At 33.8% G+C, this 20,538-nt stretch carries 12 protein-coding genes; 8 read left to right on the forward strand and 4 right to left on the reverse strand.

The features are described from left to right. The first annotated feature begins 12 nt into the window (after positions 1-12). Both BM371_RS00880 and BM371_RS00885 read left to right on the forward strand, forming a co-directional pair. On the forward strand, positions 13-894 hold the full coding sequence (locus BM371_RS00880; RefSeq protein ID WP_034674742.1) for a hypothetical protein: 882 nt from the start codon (positions 13-15) through the stop codon (positions 892-894). A gap of 209 nt (positions 895-1,103) precedes the next feature. Beyond that, a complete protein-coding gene (locus BM371_RS00885; protein WP_034674745.1) occupies positions 1,104-2,081 on the forward strand; it encodes a polyprenyl synthetase family protein in 978 nt (325 codons plus the stop codon). Position 2,082: 1 nt separating this feature from the next. On the opposite strand, the gene BM371_RS00890 is transcribed toward BM371_RS00885, so the two are convergent. Beyond that, positions 2,083-2,376 (reverse strand): hypothetical protein, encoded by a 294-nt coding sequence (locus BM371_RS00890; RefSeq protein WP_034674748.1) that lies wholly within the window; start codon positions 2,374-2,376, stop codon positions 2,083-2,085. A gap of 137 nt (positions 2,377-2,513) precedes the next feature. Here BM371_RS00890 and BM371_RS00895 point away from each other — a divergent pair, with 137 nt between their 5' ends. Next, positions 2,514-4,946, forward strand: a complete 2,433-nt coding sequence (locus BM371_RS00895; protein WP_034674751.1) for an alpha-ketoacid dehydrogenase subunit alpha/beta — start codon at positions 2,514-2,516, stop codon at positions 4,944-4,946. 53 nt (positions 4,947-4,999) lie between these two features. On the opposite strand, the gene BM371_RS00900 is transcribed toward BM371_RS00895, so the two are convergent. Together BM371_RS00900 and BM371_RS00905 are read right to left on the reverse strand one after the other, a co-directional pair. Then, positions 5,000-6,127 carry a hypothetical protein gene (locus BM371_RS00900; protein WP_034674753.1) on the reverse strand — a complete coding sequence of 376 codons (1,128 nt, stop codon included), beginning with the start codon at positions 6,125-6,127 and terminating at the stop codon, positions 5,000-5,002. Positions 6,128-6,281: 154 nt separating this feature from the next. Continuing rightward, positions 6,282-6,674, reverse strand: a complete 393-nt coding sequence (locus BM371_RS00905; RefSeq protein ID WP_051882668.1) for a winged helix-turn-helix transcriptional regulator — start codon at positions 6,672-6,674, stop codon at positions 6,282-6,284. A gap of 130 nt (positions 6,675-6,804) precedes the next feature. On the opposite strand from BM371_RS00905, the gene BM371_RS00910 reads away from it, so the two are divergent. After that, on the forward strand, positions 6,805-7,866 hold the full coding sequence (locus tag BM371_RS00910) for an NADH:flavin oxidoreductase (protein ID WP_034674756.1): 1,062 nt from the start codon (positions 6,805-6,807) through the stop codon (positions 7,864-7,866). A gap of 590 nt (positions 7,867-8,456) precedes the next feature. On the opposite strand, the gene BM371_RS00915 is transcribed toward BM371_RS00910, so the two are convergent. Beyond that, a complete protein-coding gene (locus BM371_RS00915; RefSeq protein WP_034674757.1) occupies positions 8,457-9,659 on the reverse strand; it encodes a C1 family peptidase in 1,203 nt (400 codons plus the stop codon). Between the two features lie 448 nt (positions 9,660-10,107). Between BM371_RS00915 and BM371_RS00920 the strand changes: the two genes are divergently transcribed. From BM371_RS00920 to BM371_RS00935, 4 genes are all read left to right on the forward strand, one after another. Continuing rightward, complete coding sequence (locus tag BM371_RS00920; RefSeq protein ID WP_034674759.1) at positions 10,108-10,626, forward strand: RNA polymerase sigma factor; 519 nt, start codon at positions 10,108-10,110, stop codon at positions 10,624-10,626. Positions 10,627-10,637: 11 nt separating this feature from the next. Next, entirely contained in the window at positions 10,638-13,001 is a 2,364-nt protein-coding gene (locus tag BM371_RS00925) for a VWA domain-containing protein (protein WP_051882670.1), read from the forward strand. 79 nt (positions 13,002-13,080) lie between these two features. After that, on the forward strand, positions 13,081-15,849 hold the full coding sequence (locus BM371_RS00930; protein ID WP_034674761.1) for a hypothetical protein: 2,769 nt from the start codon (positions 13,081-13,083) through the stop codon (positions 15,847-15,849). A gap of 4 nt (positions 15,850-15,853) precedes the next feature. Continuing rightward, entirely contained in the window at positions 15,854-20,416 is a 4,563-nt protein-coding gene (locus tag BM371_RS00935) for a TonB-dependent receptor plug domain-containing protein (protein ID WP_165571770.1), read from the forward strand. Positions 20,417-20,538 lie beyond the last annotated feature (122 nt).

Below are 20,538 nucleotides of genomic sequence, written 5' to 3' on the forward strand. Positions count from 1 at the left end.
TATTTTTGTTAAATGAAGAAGGTTTTTCTGTTATTTATTGTCAGTTTTTCAATTGTTTTAAATGCGCAACAATCCGAAATTTTTAAGCTTAAAAAATTCCGTGTTGCAATTTTAAATGATTCTATTCAGGAAACTTCAGGATTGAATTTTTTCGATAATAAGTTATACACTTTCAATGATAGTGGAAATCCCGCAGAATTATACGAAATAGATAAAACGTCGGGAAAAATTCTCAATACTTTAAAAACAAACGTAGAAAATAAAGATTGGGAAGCTTTAACCAATGACGGAAAAAACTTTTACATCGGTGATTTTGGAAATAATGCAGGAACAAGAAAAGATTTAAAAATATTTAGAATTCCTTTTCAGAATAATCAGCTGGTCAATGATTCGCTTAAAACAATCTCTTTTTATTATGCCGAGCAAAAGGATTTTACTCCTAAAAATATCAATACTGATTTCGATCTGGAATCGATGATTTATTTAAATGGAAAAATCCACATTTTCACCAAAGAATGGGCTTCAAAATCAACAACGCATTACACAATTGATCCCGAAAATTTTGAAAATCAAACCGCACAAAAAATAGAAGCTTACAAAACAGGTTTTATGATTTCCGATGCGTCTTATTACGATAAAAAGTTGTTCGTTGTAGGATACACCAAAAAAACTGAAGTTTTTCTTATGATTTTCAATGAATCTGAACCCGGGATTTTCTTTAAGCACAATCCAAGAAAACTTTATTTGGGAAGTGCCTTATCAATTGGTCAGATCGAAGGAATTGCTGTAGATAAAGCAGGAGTTTATATTTCAGGAGAAAAATTCTATTCTCCGATCAAAAAAAACAAGCCATTTTTTTATTTTATTCCGATTGAAAAATTAAAAAAGAATTAAGTTTTTAAACATTAAGGCAAATTTTTTAAAAATAAAGTGATTTGGATTTTTTAAGATTCTGATGAATTATTTGGCATAAAGCTTCAATCAATTTATAACTTTTAACAACTCCTGATCTTTTCGTTTTCTTAATGGTTTAATTTTCCTTAAAATTGCCCGAAAAAAATTATCTTTGTGGGAATTAATAATTTATCCATCATTCGAAGACTGTGGCGAACACTGTAGAAGAAATCAAGCGACCAATCAATGAGGAAATGAAGCTTTTTGAACAAAAGTTTTACGAATCAATGCAGAGTAAAGTACCTTTATTAGATAAAGTCACACGTTTTATCGTTACTACAAAAGGGAAGCAGATGCGTCCTATGTTTGTATTTCTTTGTGCAAAACTTACCGGTGAAGTGAATGAAAAAACCTACCGTGGTGCGTCAATGATCGAACTGATTCATACCGCTACTTTGGTACATGATGATGTGGTGGATGAAAGTTTTAAGCGTCGTAATTTCTTTTCAATCAATGCTTTATGGAAGAATAAGATTGCGGTTTTGGTAGGTGATTTTCTGTTGTCAAAAGCAGTTTTACTTTCTACAGACCATAAAGATTACGATTTGTTGTCTGTAATTTCAAGAACAATCAGAGAAATGTCTGAGGGTGAGCTTCTTCAGTTGGAAAAAGCGCGAAAACTGGATATTACCGAAGATGTTTACTATGAAATTATCCGTCAGAAAACGGCAACTTTAATTGCTGCATGCTGTGAAATCGGCGCAGTATCAAACGGTGTTGATGATAATCTGGCAAAAAAAATGATGGATTTCGGAACATATACCGGAATGGCTTTTCAGATCAAGGATGATTTATTTGACTACTTAAGCTCAAATGTTATCGGAAAACCTGTTGGTATTGATATCAAAGAACAAAAGATGACGTTACCTCTGATTCATACTCTGAAAACAGCTAATGAAACCGACAGAAAATACTATTTCAATACGATAAAACGTTATAACAACGATCAGAAACGTGTAAAAGAACTGATTGCCTTTGTGAAAAGTTCTGGAGGATTAGATTACGCAATCGGTGTTATGAAAGATTTCCAGCAGAAAGCAAAAGATATTCTCAATGAATTTCCCGATTCTGAAGTACGAAGATCACTTCACACCATGTTGGATTACGTTATCGAGCGTAAATTCTGATTTAAATTATTCTCATCGTTACAATAATCACAGCAAGTACGATGCAAAATAATGCGCTTAAAAATAAATAATCCGCAATAGTCTCAAACTTATTTCCTGTCTTTTCTTTTTTGGAACGGATGGCGAGAAATGAGAAGAAACAACTGAATGCAAAGCAAAGACATGCTACACCTGCAAACTCATCTAAATGGGTGCTGTGACTTATTTTTGTGATTTTCAGTGAGGTAATAATGACCAGAGAGAATCCCAAAAGATTGCTCGAAGCATTAAGAATATGTGAAGACTTTTTTTCCATCAATACAAATTTATTTCAAGTTAATTACAATTTTTTTTATTATCAAATTTTTAAAAAAGATTATTAAAAATTAAAATTAATTTAAAAAGTGTATATTAGCAAAATACTTCAAAATAAAAAATATTTTATATTTGGCTATGCAGACAACCTATATTGAAACTCAGCAGATATCCTTTCAGGACTTTAAAAATCAGATACTTGAAGATTATAAATTAGGAAGAATTTCTCGTGAAATGTCTTATTTGGGCAGGAGAGAAGTGCTTACCGGAAAAGCCAAGTTCGGTATTTTCGGAGATGGAAAAGAGTTGCCACAATTGGCAATGGCGAAAGTTTTCAAAAACGGTGACTTCCGTTCAGGATATTACAGAGATCAGACTTTTGCTTTGGCTGCAGATGCTCTTACTGTTGAAAGTTTTTTTGCACAATTATACGCCGATACCAGTGTTGAAAGAGAACCTGCTTCTGCCGGAAGACAGATGAACGGTCACTTTGCAACAAGAAGTTTAAATGAAGACGGAAGCTGGAAAGATTTAACGGCTCAGAAAAATATTTCTTCGGATATTTCTCCTACTGCAGGGCAAATGCCAAGATTATTAGGATTAGCTCAGGCTTCAAAAATATATAAATCAGTAAAATTCGACGGTTCTGAAAAGTTTTCGAAAGACGGTAATGAGATCGCTTTCGGAACGATTGGCGACGCTTCTACGGCGGAAGGTCATTTTTGGGAAACGTTGAATGCAGCTTGTGCGCTTCAGGTTCCGATGATTGTTTCCATTTGGGATGACGGTTACGGAATTTCTGTGCCTACGATGAAGCAGAGAGCAAAAGCAGATATTGCTGAAATGTTGAGCGGTTTCCAAAGAAAAGAAGGAGAGTTTCAGGGATGTGAAATTATTCAGGTAAAAGCTTGGGATTATCCGGCATTATTGGATGCTTATGCAAGAGCTGAACAGTTTGCAAGAGTTGAGAGCATTCCGGTTGTAGTTCACGTTATTGAAGTAACCCAACCTCAAGGTCACTCTACTTCTGGGTCTCACGAAAGATATAAAAATGAGGAACGTCTGGCTTGGGAAGCACAGTTCGACGGATTGGTGAAATTCAGAGAATGGATTTCAAATTATTCAATCGAAATTGAAGGTAAAGAAGAGGTTTTGGCAACCAATGAAGAATTGAATGCTATTGATGAAGAAGCCAAAAAAACAGTGAAAGCCGGACAAAAACAGGCTTGGGAAAATTACCAGAAAACAATTACAGATTTAATCAGTTCAGTTTTACCTTTAGTTGAAAATCTTAAAGGGCAAAATATTGAAATTGAAAACTATATCAATCAATTCAATAAATTAGTTTCAAAAGCAAAGAAAGATGTTTTTCATTTGGTAAGAAAATCTTTGTTGGCAACAAGAGGAACAAATTCTGCGGAAAGAAACCAATTGATGCAAAAGTATAATGAGATTTTTGAGGTTGAAAAAGACAATTATTCTTCTCATTTATACTCTCAGTCGCAGTGGAAAGCTGAAAATGTAAAGGAAATCAAGCCAATCTATTCTGAAAGTTCCGAAGATGTAGACGGAAGAGTAGTGGTGAGAAATAATTTTGATAAAATTTTCGAAAAATATCCTGAAACTTTAGTATTTGGCGAAGATGCCGGAAATATCGGTGACGTAAACCAAGGTCTTGAAGGAATGCAGGAAAAATACGGTGACGTCCGTGTTGCCGATACAGGAATTCGTGAAGCTACAATTTTGGGTCAGGGAATTGGTATGGCGATGAGAGGTTTGAGACCAATCGCTGAAATCCAGTATTTAGACTATATTTTGTACTGTTTACAAGGGATGAGTGATGATTTGGCGACGGTTCAATACAGAACAAAAGGAGGTCAAAAATCACCTGTGATCATCAGAACGAGAGGTCACAGATTGGAAGGAGTTTGGCATTCAGGTTCTCCGATGGCGGGAATTCTGAACCTTTCAAAAGGTATTTTAGTTTTAGTTCCTAGAAACTTAACGAAAGCTGCCGGATTCTACAATACAATGCTTCAGAGTGATGAACCAGCGGTAATTGTTGAATGTCTTAACGGATACAGATTAAAGGAAAAGCAACCTGATAACTTAGGCGAATTCACTGTTCCTGTTGGGAAAATCGAGGTAACAAAAGAAGGAAAAGATGTTACTTTGGTAACGTACGGTTCAACCTGGAGAATTGTAATGGAAGCAGCAGAAGAACTTGAAAAATTAGGAATTTCTGCGGAAGTAATTGATGTTCAGTCATTAATTCCATTCGATTTAACGCACGAAATCGCTGAATCTGTAAAGAAAACGAACAGATTGGTCGTAATCGACGAAGATGTGGAAGGCGGAACTTCAGCGTTTATTCTTCAACAGATTTTAGAAAAGCAAAAAGCTTTCAGATTCTTGGATTCTGATCCGTTGACGATTGCTGCAAACGACCACAGACCGGCATATGCAAGTGATGGAGATTATTTCTCTAAGCCGTCTTCAGACGATATGGTTGAAAAAATCTATGCGATGTTTAATGAAACAAATCCTCAGAAATATCCTGCGATATTCTAATTAGGATTTAAATAAATTTTAAAACCGCTTTCTTCGGAGAGCGGTTTTTTTAATTATAAATGTAGCTTGGTTTTTATATAATTCATCAAATATTCTTCTGAATTCCCTGAAGTGTCATATTGAATATGAAGATAAAAAATGATGAAAAATAAAATGATTATCACAAACAAAGAAATATTGAATTTCCCGTCTACATAAAATCTTTTATCTGTATTGTTCGGTAAAGCAGAAATGATAAGGATAATCAGCGATAATGAATAAATATGATTCCAGCGGAACCAGTCTGCACCCAAATAGTAAAGAGGACTTACCCAAGCCAATGAAATAATGATAAATAATCTGAAGGCATTTTTATATTCCGGCAAATATTTTTTTATAAAAGAAAATGATAAAAAAATCATCAGGAAAAACTCTGCTGCAAAAAGAATATAAGATTTATAAGCAATAATCATATTCTCTCTTTCTTCTGCGGCGTTGTAAGTGAAAATATTCCATTTGTCGAGTTGAATTCCACGGGTTTTTAATAGTTCAATACTTTGCCCCTGATTGATTTCACCACCGAAAAAGAACAAAACAATCATAATAAGAGTTGATAGTAAAGTAAGGCTTCCTAAATATTTCAGATCAATTTTCTTGGTTTTAAGAATATAAAAAGCGATTACAAATGGTAAGTAGAAATAGAAGAGTTCATGAATAAACAAACCCAATAAAAAACCTGTAAATAACAGTATTTTCTTCATTCTTGTGATTTCACCTGAAGCAAAATACAACAACAAAGCGAGTAAAATGATCTCTTTTCTGCCGGAATTAAATATGTTTACAGGCAAATACAAAATGCAAAGTGGCGAACATACTAGAATCAAAATATCCCAGTTCAGTTTTTTTGATAAAATCAACCGGATCAAAAAATAAAAAACAAGAATAAAGAAAAGTGACTGAACTAAGAAAACCTGTGTATGAAGCGGAATTTTAAAATAATCATGAATAAAAAACATCATACTACCCAATAAACCACGTCTCTTAAATCCTCCGTCTTCGTAATTGATCAGCCAGTCAGAAATTGTCCATCCGACAGTCGGAAGATTCGATTTAATGTATAATTGAATAACAACATAGGCTAAAACAATTACAAGAAATCCTAAATAGGCATAAAGCTTTAGCTGTTTTGAAGTTTTTATCATCGGGTAAAATTCAATTCACAAAAAAAGAAATTTTTCTTGGAAAAAGCATCAATTTAATAAAATATTAATGGTGATGAATTTGTAAATTTTAATATTAAAATAGATTATGAATAACAAATAATCAGTTCAGAATTTCATATTAAACTTGAGATGTCTATCCGACAACCGCATTTTTCTTCTCTCTTTTTTCCAAAAGAGTCTTGCAGTCATTCGCTTTTTCAGGGTCATAAACATGATATTTCGTCTCCCATTCTTCCAGTTGATATAAAATCGGAAGAAGTGCCAAACCCTTCTCTGTCAACGAATATTCAACTCTTGGCGGAAGTTCTTTGAATTCTTCACGGATAACCAAGCCATCGGTTTCCATTTCTCTTAACTGGTCGGTAAGAACTTTTCTTGAAATTACATTAATTCGTACGGCAAGTTCGCCAAAACGCAATTTTCGGTCTTTGATTACCAATACAATAATCGGTTTCCATTTGCTTCCCAAGGCAGACATGGCTTTGCCAAGAGGACAGCTGTATTCCATTAATTCGTTTTTTTTCATAAAATTAATCCGTTACTTTCAGGTTACTAATGTAAGTTACTGCAAAGTTACCACTATTTTTCAATTGAAAGATACAAAAATGAACTATTATTAGTTACTTTGTGTAACAATTATAAAATAAAAGTTAAAAATGAGCACAGAATCATTATTTACACCTTTTCAATACAAGAATTTAGAACTAAAAAATAGAATCGTAATGGCTCCGATGACGAGAGCGCAATCTGATAACGGAGTTCCGACTCAGCAAATTGCAGATTATTATGCAAGAAGAGCAGCTTCAGAAGTAGGATTGATTCTTTCAGAAGGAACGGTAATCAACAGGCCGGGTTCGAAAAATATGCAGAATATCCCTGACTTCTACGGAACAGAAGCATTAAACGGCTGGAAAAACGTTATCGATGCAGTTCATCAGAACGGAGGAAAAATGGGACCTCAAATCTGGCATGTCGGTGACACGAGAAGCTCCCCGGATTATCCGTTAGTTGATATGGAGAAAGCTTCTACGATGACTTTGGAAGATATTCAGGATACGATTGCTCAGTTTGCTGCTTCAGCGAAATCGGCAAAAGATTTAGGATTTGATGTTTTGGAAGTGCACGGAGCTCACGGATATCTGATCGACCAGTTTTTCTGGGAAGTAACCAATACGAGAAACGATGAGTATGGCGGAAAAACACTTAAAGAAAGAAGCAGATTTGCAGTAGATGTTATAAAAGCAATAAGAGCAGCAGTTGGGGAAGATTTTACCATTATTCTGCGTCTTTCTCAATGGAAACAACAGGATTATAAATCAAGACTGGCCGCAAATCCTGCAGAAATGGAAGATTGGTTATTACCATTAAAAGAAGCGGGAGTTGATATTTTCCACTGTTCGCAAAGACGTTTCTGGGAACCGGAATTTGAAGGTTCCGATCTGAACTTTGCAGGTTGGGCAAAAAAACTGACGGGTCAACCAACAATTACAGTGGGTTCTGTAGGGCTGAACAGCGACTTTATGGCGGCTTTTGCAGGAGAAGGTTCGGAGAAAGCAGATCTTACAGAATTGGTAAGAAGATTGGATCGTCAGGATTTTGATTTGGTTGCAGTCGGGCGTGCTTTATTAAGCGATTATCAGTGGGCAAAGAAGATCAAAGACGGAAGAGTAGAAGAGCTTGCTAATTTCGAAGGCTCAAGCTTAGGAGTTCTTTACTAAGAACAGAGTGAATTGCTGGTTTGTTTCGTGGTCAATTTATTTAAACTTTATTTCCACTATTCACCTGCGAAGTAAAATGGGCAGTTCACTTTTTTATATTACACATAATTTTACCTATAATTTTTTTAATTTTAGAAGAACCGTTTTCAAATTTTTGAGAGCGGTTTTTTATTTGTTTTAAATAGCTTAAAATTTATTTTAAACGCAAAGACCGCAAAGTTTTTTTGAATGTATTGAAAACATTTTTCGTTCGCAAAGGCGTTTCACTCAGCAAAGCAAATCTAGCCTTAGCTGAACATTACTGCTATCTAGACAATAATAATCTCGCTTTACAAACCAGTGTTTTTCGCTGGCTTCTAATCATTATTTTCGAATTAGTAGGAGAGGAATTCAGCTAAAGCTTCTGCTGTCATTTGCTGAACGAAGTGCCCTTGCGAACAAAAAATATGCAGATGTTAGTGAAAAAACTTTGCATACTTTGCGTTAAAAAGATTAGCAAATTTCTAAAACAAAAACCGCCTGAATAAAATTCAGACGGTCATTAACAAGTTTAAATATCTAATTGTCACCTAGACAATAATGATTTCTTCTTACAAACCAATACTTTTCGTTGGTTTCAGTTGTTTTTTGATGTTTTTTGGGATTGCATTTTTATGAACCAGAATTGCAGTTGATTTATACTCAACATACGGTCTTGTCACATATAAATATCCATCAAAATCATTGGTTACACCCCAAGAATTTTTCACCATATAATATTCTTTACCAGATTGGTCTTTTGCCAAACCTACGATGTGCATTCCGTGGTCATCGGTTGTAGAAAGGTTGTTTAGCGCTTTCTGACGCATATCTTCAGTAATGGTTTTGTCTTTTTTCGGTTCTGTAAACAAAGTTCCGCTGTTGCTTTTCGTGATCTCATCTAAATCTGTATCCGGAACATAAGCGACACCATTTTTGTATGAAAAATAAGGCTCGGAAACATCGGTTGCCCAACCTACAGAATACCCTTTATTTACGGCATTATCGATAATTGCAGTAAGATCTTTCATCGGAACATTCCAGTCAGAATCATGGCTCCAGTTATCAGGAATCGGAACTACAAATTTCTGATAGTAAGGATAATCTTTGTATGATGAAATTTCAACATAATCTTCAGGATTAATTCCTACCACTTCTTTAGCGAAAGTTTTCGGAGTATAATTTTTTCCTTCATATGTAAAGTTTGCAGGAACTTTTCCTAAATATTCATCCAGAATAGCATCTACAGAATCCATCCAGTTATCAGACAATTTTCCTTTTGAAGAAGCTGCAACAAGACTATCCAATACAGGTTTTAATTTTTCCTGCATTTCTTTAAAGTTGTTCAATGTTTGTCCGGCTTTCAAACCAGTGTAAACATCCTGTGGAACAGCACCGTATTTTTTATACATGTTTACCACATCATGAAGCTCACCGCCGTCTCCCCAGCTGATTGCTCCGCTGTTCAAAACATACAATTTCGCTTTATCGTGATAAGAATTTCTAGCAGTAAAGATTTCTGCCAAATCAACGGGCTTTTTACCCATCCTCTGCATTTCAGACTCAAGGAAAGAATTTCCTGAATAGCTCCAGCAAGTTCCCGATGAACCCTGGTTTTTCACCGAAGTAGCACCGACATCTTTCAACGTAGTAAACTTGAAATTGGCATTTTGAGACTGGTTGTTCTTCAACTTGTTGATCAGGTCATCCTGAGCAAACATCATACTTCCTGCACATAAAACAAAAAGTAGTGACGCAAATCTTTTGTTTTTCATAAGTAACAATCTATTTGTTTTAAAGATGATATGAATTATTCAATTAAAAATTTAAATAAATAAAACTTTACCAGCTTTAAATTATATCGTAATAGTCGGCAATATTAAGAATATGTTACAAAAGGTACTGTTAAAAAAGGTTAAAATTGAGTTGGAGAGCTTTAGAGTTTGAGCGTTGTGGTGTTTGGAAATATTAATAAATATTATAATAATCTTTCATCAGATAAAAATTAGTAGCTTTTACAAGTGAACGGCCCTATTAAACCTGAAACAGTCAATCATTAAAGAAATCTTTGTGAACTCGTGTTCAATTTAGTTTATATAAATCTATCAACAATCAACTAAAAACAACCAACCGCTTAAAGTATTTCATTATTTTTAAAAAAAGTTTATCATGTTTCCAACCTGCGAGAAATTTCCTGCATCTATAAAAGTATAAAGCTTGACTATGGAAAAAGAATTACTGTTAGAATGTCAGCGGAACGACCGCAATGCACAGCGGAAAGTTTACGAAAAAATGGCTGGTAAACTGTACTCGGTCTGCAAACGTTACCTGAAAAACGACGAGGATATAGAAGAAGTATTGGCAGATACTTTTTATAAAATCTTCACAAAGCTTGACCAACTGCAAAACCATGATATTTTTGAAGCATGGGCAAAAAAAATTGCCGTGAATGAATGTCTGCAGAAACTAAGAAGTACAAAATCTCTGCATATTTCTTTGGATGAAAATTTCATAGAATCTCCTGATTCTAAAGTGGAAAACCTATCCTTTGAAAAAGATATTTTAAAACTTTTGAATTTTCTTCCTGAAGGTTGCAGAGCCATTTTCAATCTGTTTGCCATTGAAGGGTATCCGCACAAAGAGATTGCAACAATGCTTTCAATAAGTGAAGGGACTTCAAAATCCCAGCTGAATTTTGCAAGGAAAAAACTACAGGAACTTCTCGTAAATCACAACATCTAAACTTTACAAAAATGGAAAATAATCACGATATCGATAAAAAATTCAACGAGGCTTCTCAATCTGTGGAAGAACCTGCGACTTTTCCAGGTTTTGATAGAGTTTGGTCAAAAGTTGAAGAAAAATTAGATAAAGAAGAAAATAAAAAGAAAAACACACCAATTTGGTTTCCTTACGGAATTGCCGCCAGTTTAATCATTGGTTTGGGTGCATTTTATTTTATTAATAAAAACAATGCTTCAGAAATTACAAAACCTGAGCTTGTCCAAAATACAGTTTCGCCTAACTCTGTTTCAAATGTTCAGACAATTGACAGTACAGTAAAATCCAATATTGAAAAAGAGTTGGAGGGTGTAGAGAAGAAACAAAATCAGAAGATATTAGCTTATGAAGATGCAAAAATATTGTACGATCGTTACAATCATGAATCAGGTTTTATTTTTGAAGAAAAACCATTAATAAATCGTATTAAAAATTATAAAATAAAGCCAATAGCAATTCATAAAGAAGTTCCTTATATTCCTTTTGACAGTGGCTATAAAGAAAAAAACATCGAAGAGGTTGTCGTTCTCGGATATAATAAAACAGAAACAAGGGTTGCATCTGTTGCCTCATCAACTACTGTAAGCGGAAGACTTATTGCGAGTAATTCACCAAGTGCAGGATATTTAAATTCTTTAAAAGGAGAAGTTGCGGGATTGTCAATTAGTTCTTCTTTTGGAACTCCGGGCTCTTCCAAAAGTGCTGTTATTATTCGTGGAGCTGCTTCCATTAAAGAAGGTTCAGAACCTTTATATATTATTAATGGTGAAATTGCAAGCGGAGAAAAATTCAAAAAATTAAAACCTGAAAGCATTAAAGAAGTTTCTGTTATCAAAGATGCAGCCGCAACTTCTATATATGGAAGCAGAGCAGCAAACGGAGTTATTGTAGTTTCTACAAAAGATACTTCAAAAACTAAAAATAAAAAGTTTAATAAATTTCTGAAAAAACTTTTCCCCAAAACAAATACAGATGTTTTAGATAAAACAGAAGAAAAAAAAGAGGAACTTCCAAAGGCAGGGCAATTGACTGCCGGAGAAGCAAACGATTTTTCTAAATGGAATTATTGGATGGATATTGCTCTTCCGGCTTTAGACAGATATAAAAATGAATGGCAGTTTTTCCCTGAAAGAAGAGTTTCCGTACAGCTGGTTAATAAAAATAAAAAACCTGTTGTCGGAGAGAAGCTGAAATTGGTTAACGATAAAGATGAAATTGTTTGGGAAGCGGCAACAGACAATCTCGGGAATGCAGAATTATGGATTAATCCGCTGATTAGCTCTTATGAAAATACCGGAAAATATATTTTAAAAGATAAAGCAAACAATATTATCAGCAATCATCCTAAAGAATTCAAAAACGGACAAAATCTGATTGTTCTTGATAAACCCTGTGTTGAAAAAAGAGCTTTAGATCTTGCTTTTGTAGTCGATGCAACAGGTTCGATGGGAGACGAGATTGCTTATTTACAGTCTGAGCTTTTGGATGTTCTGAAAAAAGTTGAATCTAATCTGAAAAATACGGAAGTGAGATACGGATCCGTTTTTTACAGAGATCAGGGAGATGAATATGTGACCAGGAAGTTTGATTTTAACGACAATGCTGATCAGCTTTTGAAATTTATCAAAGAACAGAATGCTTTAGGCGGTGGCGATTTCCCTGAGGCAGTGGTGGAAGCGATGGATGTTTCGGTAAATGAGCTGAATTGGAGTAATGAGAATTCTACCAAAATTATGTTTTTGATTCTTGATGCACCGCCACATCAATCTCAGGAAAATATAGATAAGCTTTTTAAATATGTGAAAGCCGCCGCTCAGAAAGGTATTACCATTATTCCCTTATCTGCAAGCGATATAGATAAACAGACAGAATATCTGATGAGAACTTTTGCACTGATGACAAACGGAACTTACACTTTTCTTACCAACCACAGCGGAATCGGGAACAATCACATTGAACCTACAGTAGAATCTTATGAAGTAGAAAAATTGAATGATCTTTTGCTGAGACTGATTTTACAAAGAGCCACCCTTACAGAATGCGATAAAAACACTTCTCAAAATTACCTGAATAAAAAACTTGAAACCGAAGCAGGAAGTCAGGCTGAACATCAGATAAAAATATTTCCCAATCCTACGAAAGGTCCTGTAAATATTATTTCCGATCTTCCGATTGATGAATTGTTTGTCTATGACTTAGCCGGAAAAATCATTATGAAAAAAGAAAAGCTGTCCGGAAAGAGTGCTATTGATATATCATCTTATCCGCAAAGTGTTTATCTCATCAGAGCCAGAACAGAAAAAGGATGGGAAACGTTTAAAGTGATTAAAAACTAACAGAAAAAGTCTTATTCTAAAAAAGAAATTTCTTCGGAGATTTCTTTTTTTTTCTCTATTTTTAGAAATATTATTGAAGATGAAAAAAGTTTACCTGTTGTTGCCTGTATTTGCAGTGCAGTTTGCCTTTGCGCAGGACTCTCAGCGTTATTATTCGGGAACGTTTTTTAATGAAAAAAAGAAACCTCAGAATTTTCTGAAAATTTTTAATAAAAATAGCGGTGTTTATGAATTAACCGATGAAAAAGGCTTTGCCATTATCGCTGCAAAAGAATATGATACTCTGATTTGGAATAGCGGTAAAAATATTCAGGTTGTACATTATGTTCAGGAGCTGAAAAATATACTTGAAAGACAGGTTCCCCGACAGACAGTCGAAAATATTGCTTCCAAAGATTATGAAAATCTGATCATCAAAACTGAAACAGACGAATTCAGTATTGAAAAATCTTATGATTCTCTGAGAAAAAATTCAGATCATGATTTTTCTGTTATCAGAAAGCTAAAGCTAAAATCGGATTCTTTATATAAAATTAAAAGCCAACCCCAAAAATATCTTGTATTTAACGGGAATTTCAGCACTTCGTTAGACGTGAAAAACCGAAACAGGATTCCCAAAACGCAAAGCAGATATGTTCAGGGAAGATCAGAAAATGGTTCACTTGTTTGGAAAGGTCCGGATACAGGCGAAATGTTCAGCTTCGGACCGGATATTTCGACTCTGGGTTTTAACGGAATACCCTATGAATATGATAACAATGGTCAATTAGTTGGTTTAAATGACGGAATTTCTCTTGCAAAAATTTATGATAACAATCTTTTCAAAACAACGTTCGGGTACAGTAATCAGCTGAATCTGAATGCAATAATTAAGAGCGGAGGTTATAATGAAAATGCAAGACTTTCTCTGAATATCGGCCAGCAAAAAGATCAGATGTATTTTATAGATCAGTTTGATATTGCGAATACATTTAAAGCTAAATTCAGCACAGAAATTTTAAAATTTAAAATCAATGCAGGTTTTAATTACACCGGAAATAAAGCTACAAATACCAACAGAATAGGGCTTTTCAACCGGGTTTATCAGAATTCTCTCCTGACTCCGGTTTCCTTTTCGAATAAACAAAGTGCTTATCTGAGCAATGGTTTACAAAGAAGTTACAGTCTGTATGCAGACAACCCTGAATTTCTTTTCAGTCAACCGGAAAAATATAATTATTATGAAAATATCCGTCAGTTTAATTTTGATGTAAACAGACAGTGGAATGGTTTTAAGCTAAGCATCAGTCAGGCTTATGATAATCAGGATATGATGCATCGTGATGTTTATAAGATTTCTACAAATGGTTTTCCGGTCGGACTTTACAATATCAGAAACCAGAAAAATGAATTTTACAATTCTAATATTTTGGCGAGTTATGAATTGTACGATGGCGAACTCGATAACAAATTTAGTTTAAATCATATTTTAAATGACAGGAAAATCAATGTCAGTCATAGTATAGACAGAAACTATTTTTATCAGAGAACTTCACAGGATTATATTTTTAATTATAATCTGGATTACGAAAACTATAATGATTTTGAGTTTGGTGTGAATATCGGCAACTCATTTTATATTTCGAATACGTCGCTTAAAAATAAGTACTGGATACCAAAGGTAAACGGATATTTTACTTTTAAGGATATTTTCGGATGGAATAATTTTGATGTGCAATTCATGGGAGCTCATACCCAATTGGCTGCAGAACCCGAAATTGCAAAATCTTACTCATCTTATACTACAACACAGTTTTCTGCACAAAATGCATATCAGTATTTTCCTCTGAAAGAAGTTGAAACATTTAATAATCTTTCGAATATTAATATTAAAGAATCTAAAGCCGGCTTTAAAATTATTTTGTTTAATCCCAGAATTAATTTGACTGCAGAATACTTTAAACGAAAAATAAATAACGATGTATTTCCTGTTTTCGAAAATCAGGATTTAGTTTTGAAAAATCTCGCAGATCATACGTATGATGGGTATGAAGTCAATTTCAATTATGATAACATTTATCACAGTTATGATTTCTCTATCGGTAGTAAAGCTTCATTTTTTAAATATAGAGATATTGTCGATCGTGTGAATTCCGGGTACAATAATCTGATGATTTCAGGATTTAATGATATTTATAAAACATTATCCGAAGGTCAGATTTTAGGAGCTGTGATGGGAAGTTATTATGAAAGAAATGCAGAAGGTAAATTGATAATTGACGATTATGGTTATCCTGTAAAAGCTTCAGGAATGAAAATAATTGCAGATCCGACTCCGGATTTTGTGATGAAATTTTCTCATCAGATCAATTATAAGATGTTTGCGCTAAACATCAACTGGGAATGGAAAAAAGGCGGTCAAGTCTGGAACGGAACTCAGGCTGTTCTCGATTATTACGGTCGTTCTCAGACCTCCGGAGACGAAAGAATTATTAAAAATTATGTTTTTGAAGGGGTAAATTCCAACGGAAATGCCAATCAGATTCCTGTTGATTTTTACAATCCGAATCTTGCGGTTGGTGATAATCTATGGACAAGATATGGTTTTTTGGGAGTTGCCGAAAATTATGTTGAGAAATCAGATTATGTTAGAATTAATGATATTACGCTTTCAGCTTATTTCGACATCGGGAATTTTCGAAGAGCTTTAGGCGTTAGTTTTTATGTGAATAATATCTTTCTTTGGCAGGCAAACCGGGGAGTAGATTCTAACCAGAATTTTTATGATTTTGACAACAGCCGCGGTTTAGATTTTTTTAATCTTCCTTCTTTTAAAACCTATGGCTGCACCGTTTCTTTTAAATTTTAATACAATGAATTTTAAATTTCTACGCTCTATATTTTTTATTTTTTCTTTGTTTCTAAGTATTTTTTTTAATGCTCAGAATAATTTCAGTGATTTCAAAAAAGAAAAGACATACATCCATACCAATCATGTTTTTTATAAGCCTGGAGAAGAAATGTATTTCAAAATATATGTTCTTCAGGCACAAAATAATCTTCCGGCAGATCAAAGTAAAGTAGTAAATTTTGAACTGGTCGATCCGAGTGGCTCGGTTGTGAATAAATCGAAGTATGAAATAAAAAATGGTCATGCAGAAGGGTATTTTTATTTCGGAAATGATATGAAAGGCGGAATTTATAAAATAAGGGCTTTCACTGCATGGATGCAGAATGAGTCTGGCAAAAACGTCTTTGAAAAAGAGATTACTCTACAGAAAATTGTTTCTCCACGAATTTTAATGAAACTCGACTTTCCGAAAAAAGGTTATGGAGCAGGAGATGAGGTTTTGGCGGAGTTTTCGATGCGGAGTCTAAGCAATCTTCCGATTCCTTTTTATGAAGCTTATTTTACGGTGATGCATGAAGGCGAAAAAATAACCGAAGGCAATTTGATTACTGATAGAGAAGGAAAATATCTGCTGAAATTCAAACTTCCTGAAGTGTTGAAATCTTCCGATGCTTTGCTGAATGTAAAAGTTAATTTTGATGGTTTCACAGAATCTATTTCGAGAAATATTCCGATTGTTTTGAATAATCTGGATTTAAAATTTATGCCTGAAGGCGGAACTTTTATCAACGGGGTCGAACAGAATGTAGCATTTAAAGTTTTGGATGAATTTGAAAAACCAGTAGATGCGGTTTTAGGAATTTATAATCAGAATCATCAGAAGTTATTGGAAGTTTCTTCATATAATTTCGGTATGGGAAGCTTTTCTTTTAGTCCTAAAAATGGTGAAACATATTATGCAAAAGTTGTAAAACCGGAAAACATCAGTCAGGTTTATGATCTTCCTTTTGCAAAAAATGACGGAATTGTTTTAAATAGTATAAAAGAAAATCAAAACATACGATTAATCATAAACTCTACATCCGAAAGAAGTGTTTTGATTTCTGGAAATTTCCGTGAAAAAGAGGTTTATTCTAAATCATTAATTCTGAAAAAAGGATTCAATCATATTGAAATCCCAGAAGAGAAGCTTCCGACAGGAATTTGCAGATTTACGGTGACAGAAAATAATATTCCTTTAGCGGAACGAATTGTTTTTGCGAATGAAAATAAACAGATGAAAGTGAAAATTTCCCCGGTAAAGAAAAACTATTTGCCGAGAGAAAAAGTAATTGTGAATGTAGAGACAACGGACGAAAACAACAATCCCATTCCGGCAAATCTTTCGATGAGTGTTGTTGATGATAAATTGTGGACGTATGCCGATGACAAGCAAAACCATATTCTTTCATGGCTTCTGATGGATTCAGAATTGAAAGGGAAAATTGAAAAACCGCAGTTTTATTTTGATAAAAAGGAGGAGAAAGCTGCAAAGAGTTTAGATTTAGTCATGCTTACGAATGGTTACCGTTATTTTGAAATGAATGACGATACTAAGAAAAACGGAAACTACAAATACCTTCCGGAAAAGAAAAACCCGATATACGGAATTATTGAAGACTTAAATAAAAGACCTGTAAAAGCTGAAGTTTATCTGGTGAGTGGTCATTCCAAAATAAAAAAGCAGACAACTTCGGAGAATGGCTTGTTTTATTTTTCGGATTTGAACAGAAATGAATATTATTCTGTTATTGCTAAATCTGCAGATAAAAAACAGAAAGTGAAAGTGAGAATGCTTTCTTATACACTTAATATTAATCCTTTAGTGAAGCAATCTTTAGAAAATATTGATATTGATGAGATCATAAAAGAAGCAGAAATAAAGGAGAAAAATAATGATAAAGATAAGAAACCATCAATGTCGCAAGGAATTGGAGAGCTTTTAAAAAAACTACCATCAATTAATACTAAATCTGATACCCTAAAATCTCAACATATTGAAGAGGTTGTAGTTTTAGGATATAATAGTGTTTCAAAAAAGTCTTTGGCAACAAGTTCTATTACGACAGTTGAATCAAAAATGTTTGAAAATAGACCAAATGTTTCTTTTTTACAGTCACTACAAGGTCAAGCTCCGGGTTTATCCATAAATTCATCTTCAGGATCTCCCGGTTCTGCTAAAATAGATGTTGTCATACGAGGAGTATCTTCAATTACTTCACAATCTGAGCCTTTGTATGTGATCGACGGAATGATCTCAAATTCAACATTATTTAGAAATTTAAATCCGAATAGTATCGATGCCATTTCTGTTTTAAAAGATGCGGCAGCGACATCAATTTATGGCAATCGAGGAGCCAATGGAGTCATTATTATTAATTCCAAAAAAGTAAGAAATTCAAACATCAAATTCGACATCACTCCCGAAACTTATTTTGCGGTTAAGAATATTCCAAATGACAGCCTGACTCACTATGAATACTCACGTAAGTTCTCTTATCCTGTTTATGAGTCTACAAACACTGCTTATCGCCACGATTACCGTGAAACATTATATTGGAATCCTGTTGTAGAAACCGATAAAAAAGGAAAAGCTCAGATCGAATTTTATCAGTCTGATGCCAATTCAGCTTTCAGAATTATGACTGAAGGTATTTCTGCAACAGGATTGATAGGAAGAGACGAAACTACTTACGCTGCACAAAGCTTAATATCTATTGACGCAAAAATTCCACAGTATTTGACAAGAACAGACCAAATGATCATACCGGTTGTGATTAAAAATAATTCATCGGAAACCAGAACTTTAACGATGGATGTAATTGTTCCGAATCATATCAAATTGATGAAAGCTGACAGTTTGATCACCTTAAAACCTTTAGAATCCGGTAGATTGTTTGTAAAAATGCAGACAGATAAATTGATTAGTTCCAATATTCAGTTTGCTGTAAAATCAGGAGAATTCAGGGAAACGATGATTCTGCCTTTAAAAGTTGAAGAAAAAGGTTTTCCGCATCATTTTTCTATCGTAAACAATAAATCTGAACATTCAAAAATAAATATTCCAGAGTATATTAACGGAAGTTTGATGGCATCTTATTACGTCTACGAAAATTCGGCATTGCAGATGTTTGAAGATTTAGAACGCTTAAAAAGAGAACCTTACGGATGTTTTGAACAGCTGTCTTCAACCGTTTATCCCAATATTTTTATTCTGGATTATTTAAAATCAACAAAAAAGATAGATGCCAATACAGAATCCAATGCCATTCGTAATATGAAGAAAGGCTATCAGAAAATGTTATCTTATAAAAACAGCGATGGTGGTTTTTCTTATTTTGGAGGAAGTGAATCTGATGTCTCTGTTTCTGCTTTTGCTTTGCTGGAATTCAGAGATCTGAAAAAATATGTAAATGTTGATACAAAACTGATTCAGAAACTTACTTCATTTATTTTATCTAAAAAAAATGCAAACGGTCTTTTTGAGGTCAGAAAAAGCTACGAAATGCAAACCAGATATTCCGAATATTCTTGGGCAAGAAATATGTATGTTTTGTACGCTTTGTCTAAAATTGGTTTTAAAAATGAACTGATTAAAAATTATGAGTACAGCTTAAAAAGAATATTGGCAACAAAAGATTCTTATCAGTTGGCTTTGATGGCAAATACAGCCTTCAATCTTGGTAAAAATGAAGATTATGGCACTTTGATTTCTCTTTTAAACAAGCAATATTCAGATAAAAATGTAAAAACTGAAATTACTTTTACGGGTTCTGGAGGTATTTCAGCCAATGCAGAAACACTTTCTCTATATATGATGGCACTTCAGAAAAATGATAAAGCCAATCAGCTTGAGATTGCTGAAGTAGCAGATGATCTGATTAATTATAACGGCTATTACGGATTTGGCTCTACTCAGGCAACAGCTTTAGCATTAGAAACACTTTCCGGTTTTTTTGCTAAAAATGAAAAACTGTACGGAACAGATAAGCCTGTCATTAAAATTAATAATGTTGAAGTTTCCGGGAAAAACAACAGCTTTGCATCGGCTTTCAGAAAAGGAGAAAATGATTTAAATATTGACTATTCAAATAAAAAAGGCTTGCCTTTTAAACTCGATTATCAATATTACACTTTGGAAGCTCCGAAAAGTGAAAAGATTCCGGTAACATTAGAAACAAAACTAAAATCACAAACTTCAAAAGTAGGAGAGACAAACAGAATGACAATTACCGTGAAAAACAAAGTCAATGGGCAATTACCAATGACCACTGCGAAAATCGGAATTCCTGCAGGTCTTACGTTGCAAAATGCTTTATTGAAAGATATGGTTGATAAAAAACAAGTTTCTTATTACGAAATATTTGATAATTATCTTATCTTGTATTGGGAACATTTTGAAGCAAATGAAATAAAGACAATCAATTTAGATTTAAAAGTAGAGTTTGCAGGAGATTATACAGGAAAAGCGAGTAATGTTTACCTTTATTATATGCCTGAATCGAAGTTTTGGAATGAAGGAATAAAAGCGATAATTGAACCCTGACTCTAAGTTTACGAATAATTATTTGGCTGGTTTTGTATAAAAATCAGCCATTTTTATGTATTTCTGATAAGGAGAATATTTTTCAAAATTAAACTTTCAAAAATTATTGAAAGTTCAAAAAA

Origin of the sequence: Chryseobacterium formosense (assembly GCF_900116415.1) — a bacterium.
GTDB lineage: Bacteria > Bacteroidota > Bacteroidia > Flavobacteriales > Weeksellaceae > Chryseobacterium > Chryseobacterium formosense.

Bases quoted from the DNA above. Each gene is read 5' to 3' on its own strand.
- BM371_RS00880 (WP_034674742.1), top strand. From the start codon at position 13: ATGAAGAAGGTTTTTCTGTTATTTATTGTCAGTTTTTCAATTGTTTTA.
- BM371_RS00910 (WP_034674756.1), top strand. From the start codon at position 6,805: ATGAGCACAGAATCATTATTTACACCTTTTCAATACAAGAATTTAGAA.
- BM371_RS00920 (WP_034674759.1), top strand. From the start codon at position 10,108: ATGGAAAAAGAATTACTGTTAGAATGTCAGCGGAACGACCGCAATGCA.
- BM371_RS00905 (WP_051882668.1), bottom strand. From the start codon at position 6,674: ATGAAAAAAAACGAATTAATGGAATACAGCTGTCCTCTTGGCAAAGCC.
- BM371_RS00930 (WP_034674761.1), top strand. From the start codon at position 13,081: ATGAAAAAAGTTTACCTGTTGTTGCCTGTATTTGCAGTGCAGTTTGCC.
- BM371_RS00890 (WP_034674748.1), bottom strand. From the start codon at position 2,376: ATGGAAAAAAAGTCTTCACATATTCTTAATGCTTCGAGCAATCTTTTG.
- BM371_RS00895 (WP_034674751.1), top strand. From the start codon at position 2,514: ATGCAGACAACCTATATTGAAACTCAGCAGATATCCTTTCAGGACTTT.
- BM371_RS00900 (WP_034674753.1), bottom strand. From the start codon at position 6,127: ATGATAAAAACTTCAAAACAGCTAAAGCTTTATGCCTATTTAGGATTT.
- BM371_RS00925 (WP_051882670.1), top strand. From the start codon at position 10,638: ATGGAAAATAATCACGATATCGATAAAAAATTCAACGAGGCTTCTCAA.
- BM371_RS00935 (WP_165571770.1), top strand. From the start codon at position 15,854: ATGAATTTTAAATTTCTACGCTCTATATTTTTTATTTTTTCTTTGTTT.
- BM371_RS00915 (WP_034674757.1), bottom strand. From the start codon at position 9,659: ATGAAAAACAAAAGATTTGCGTCACTACTTTTTGTTTTATGTGCAGGA.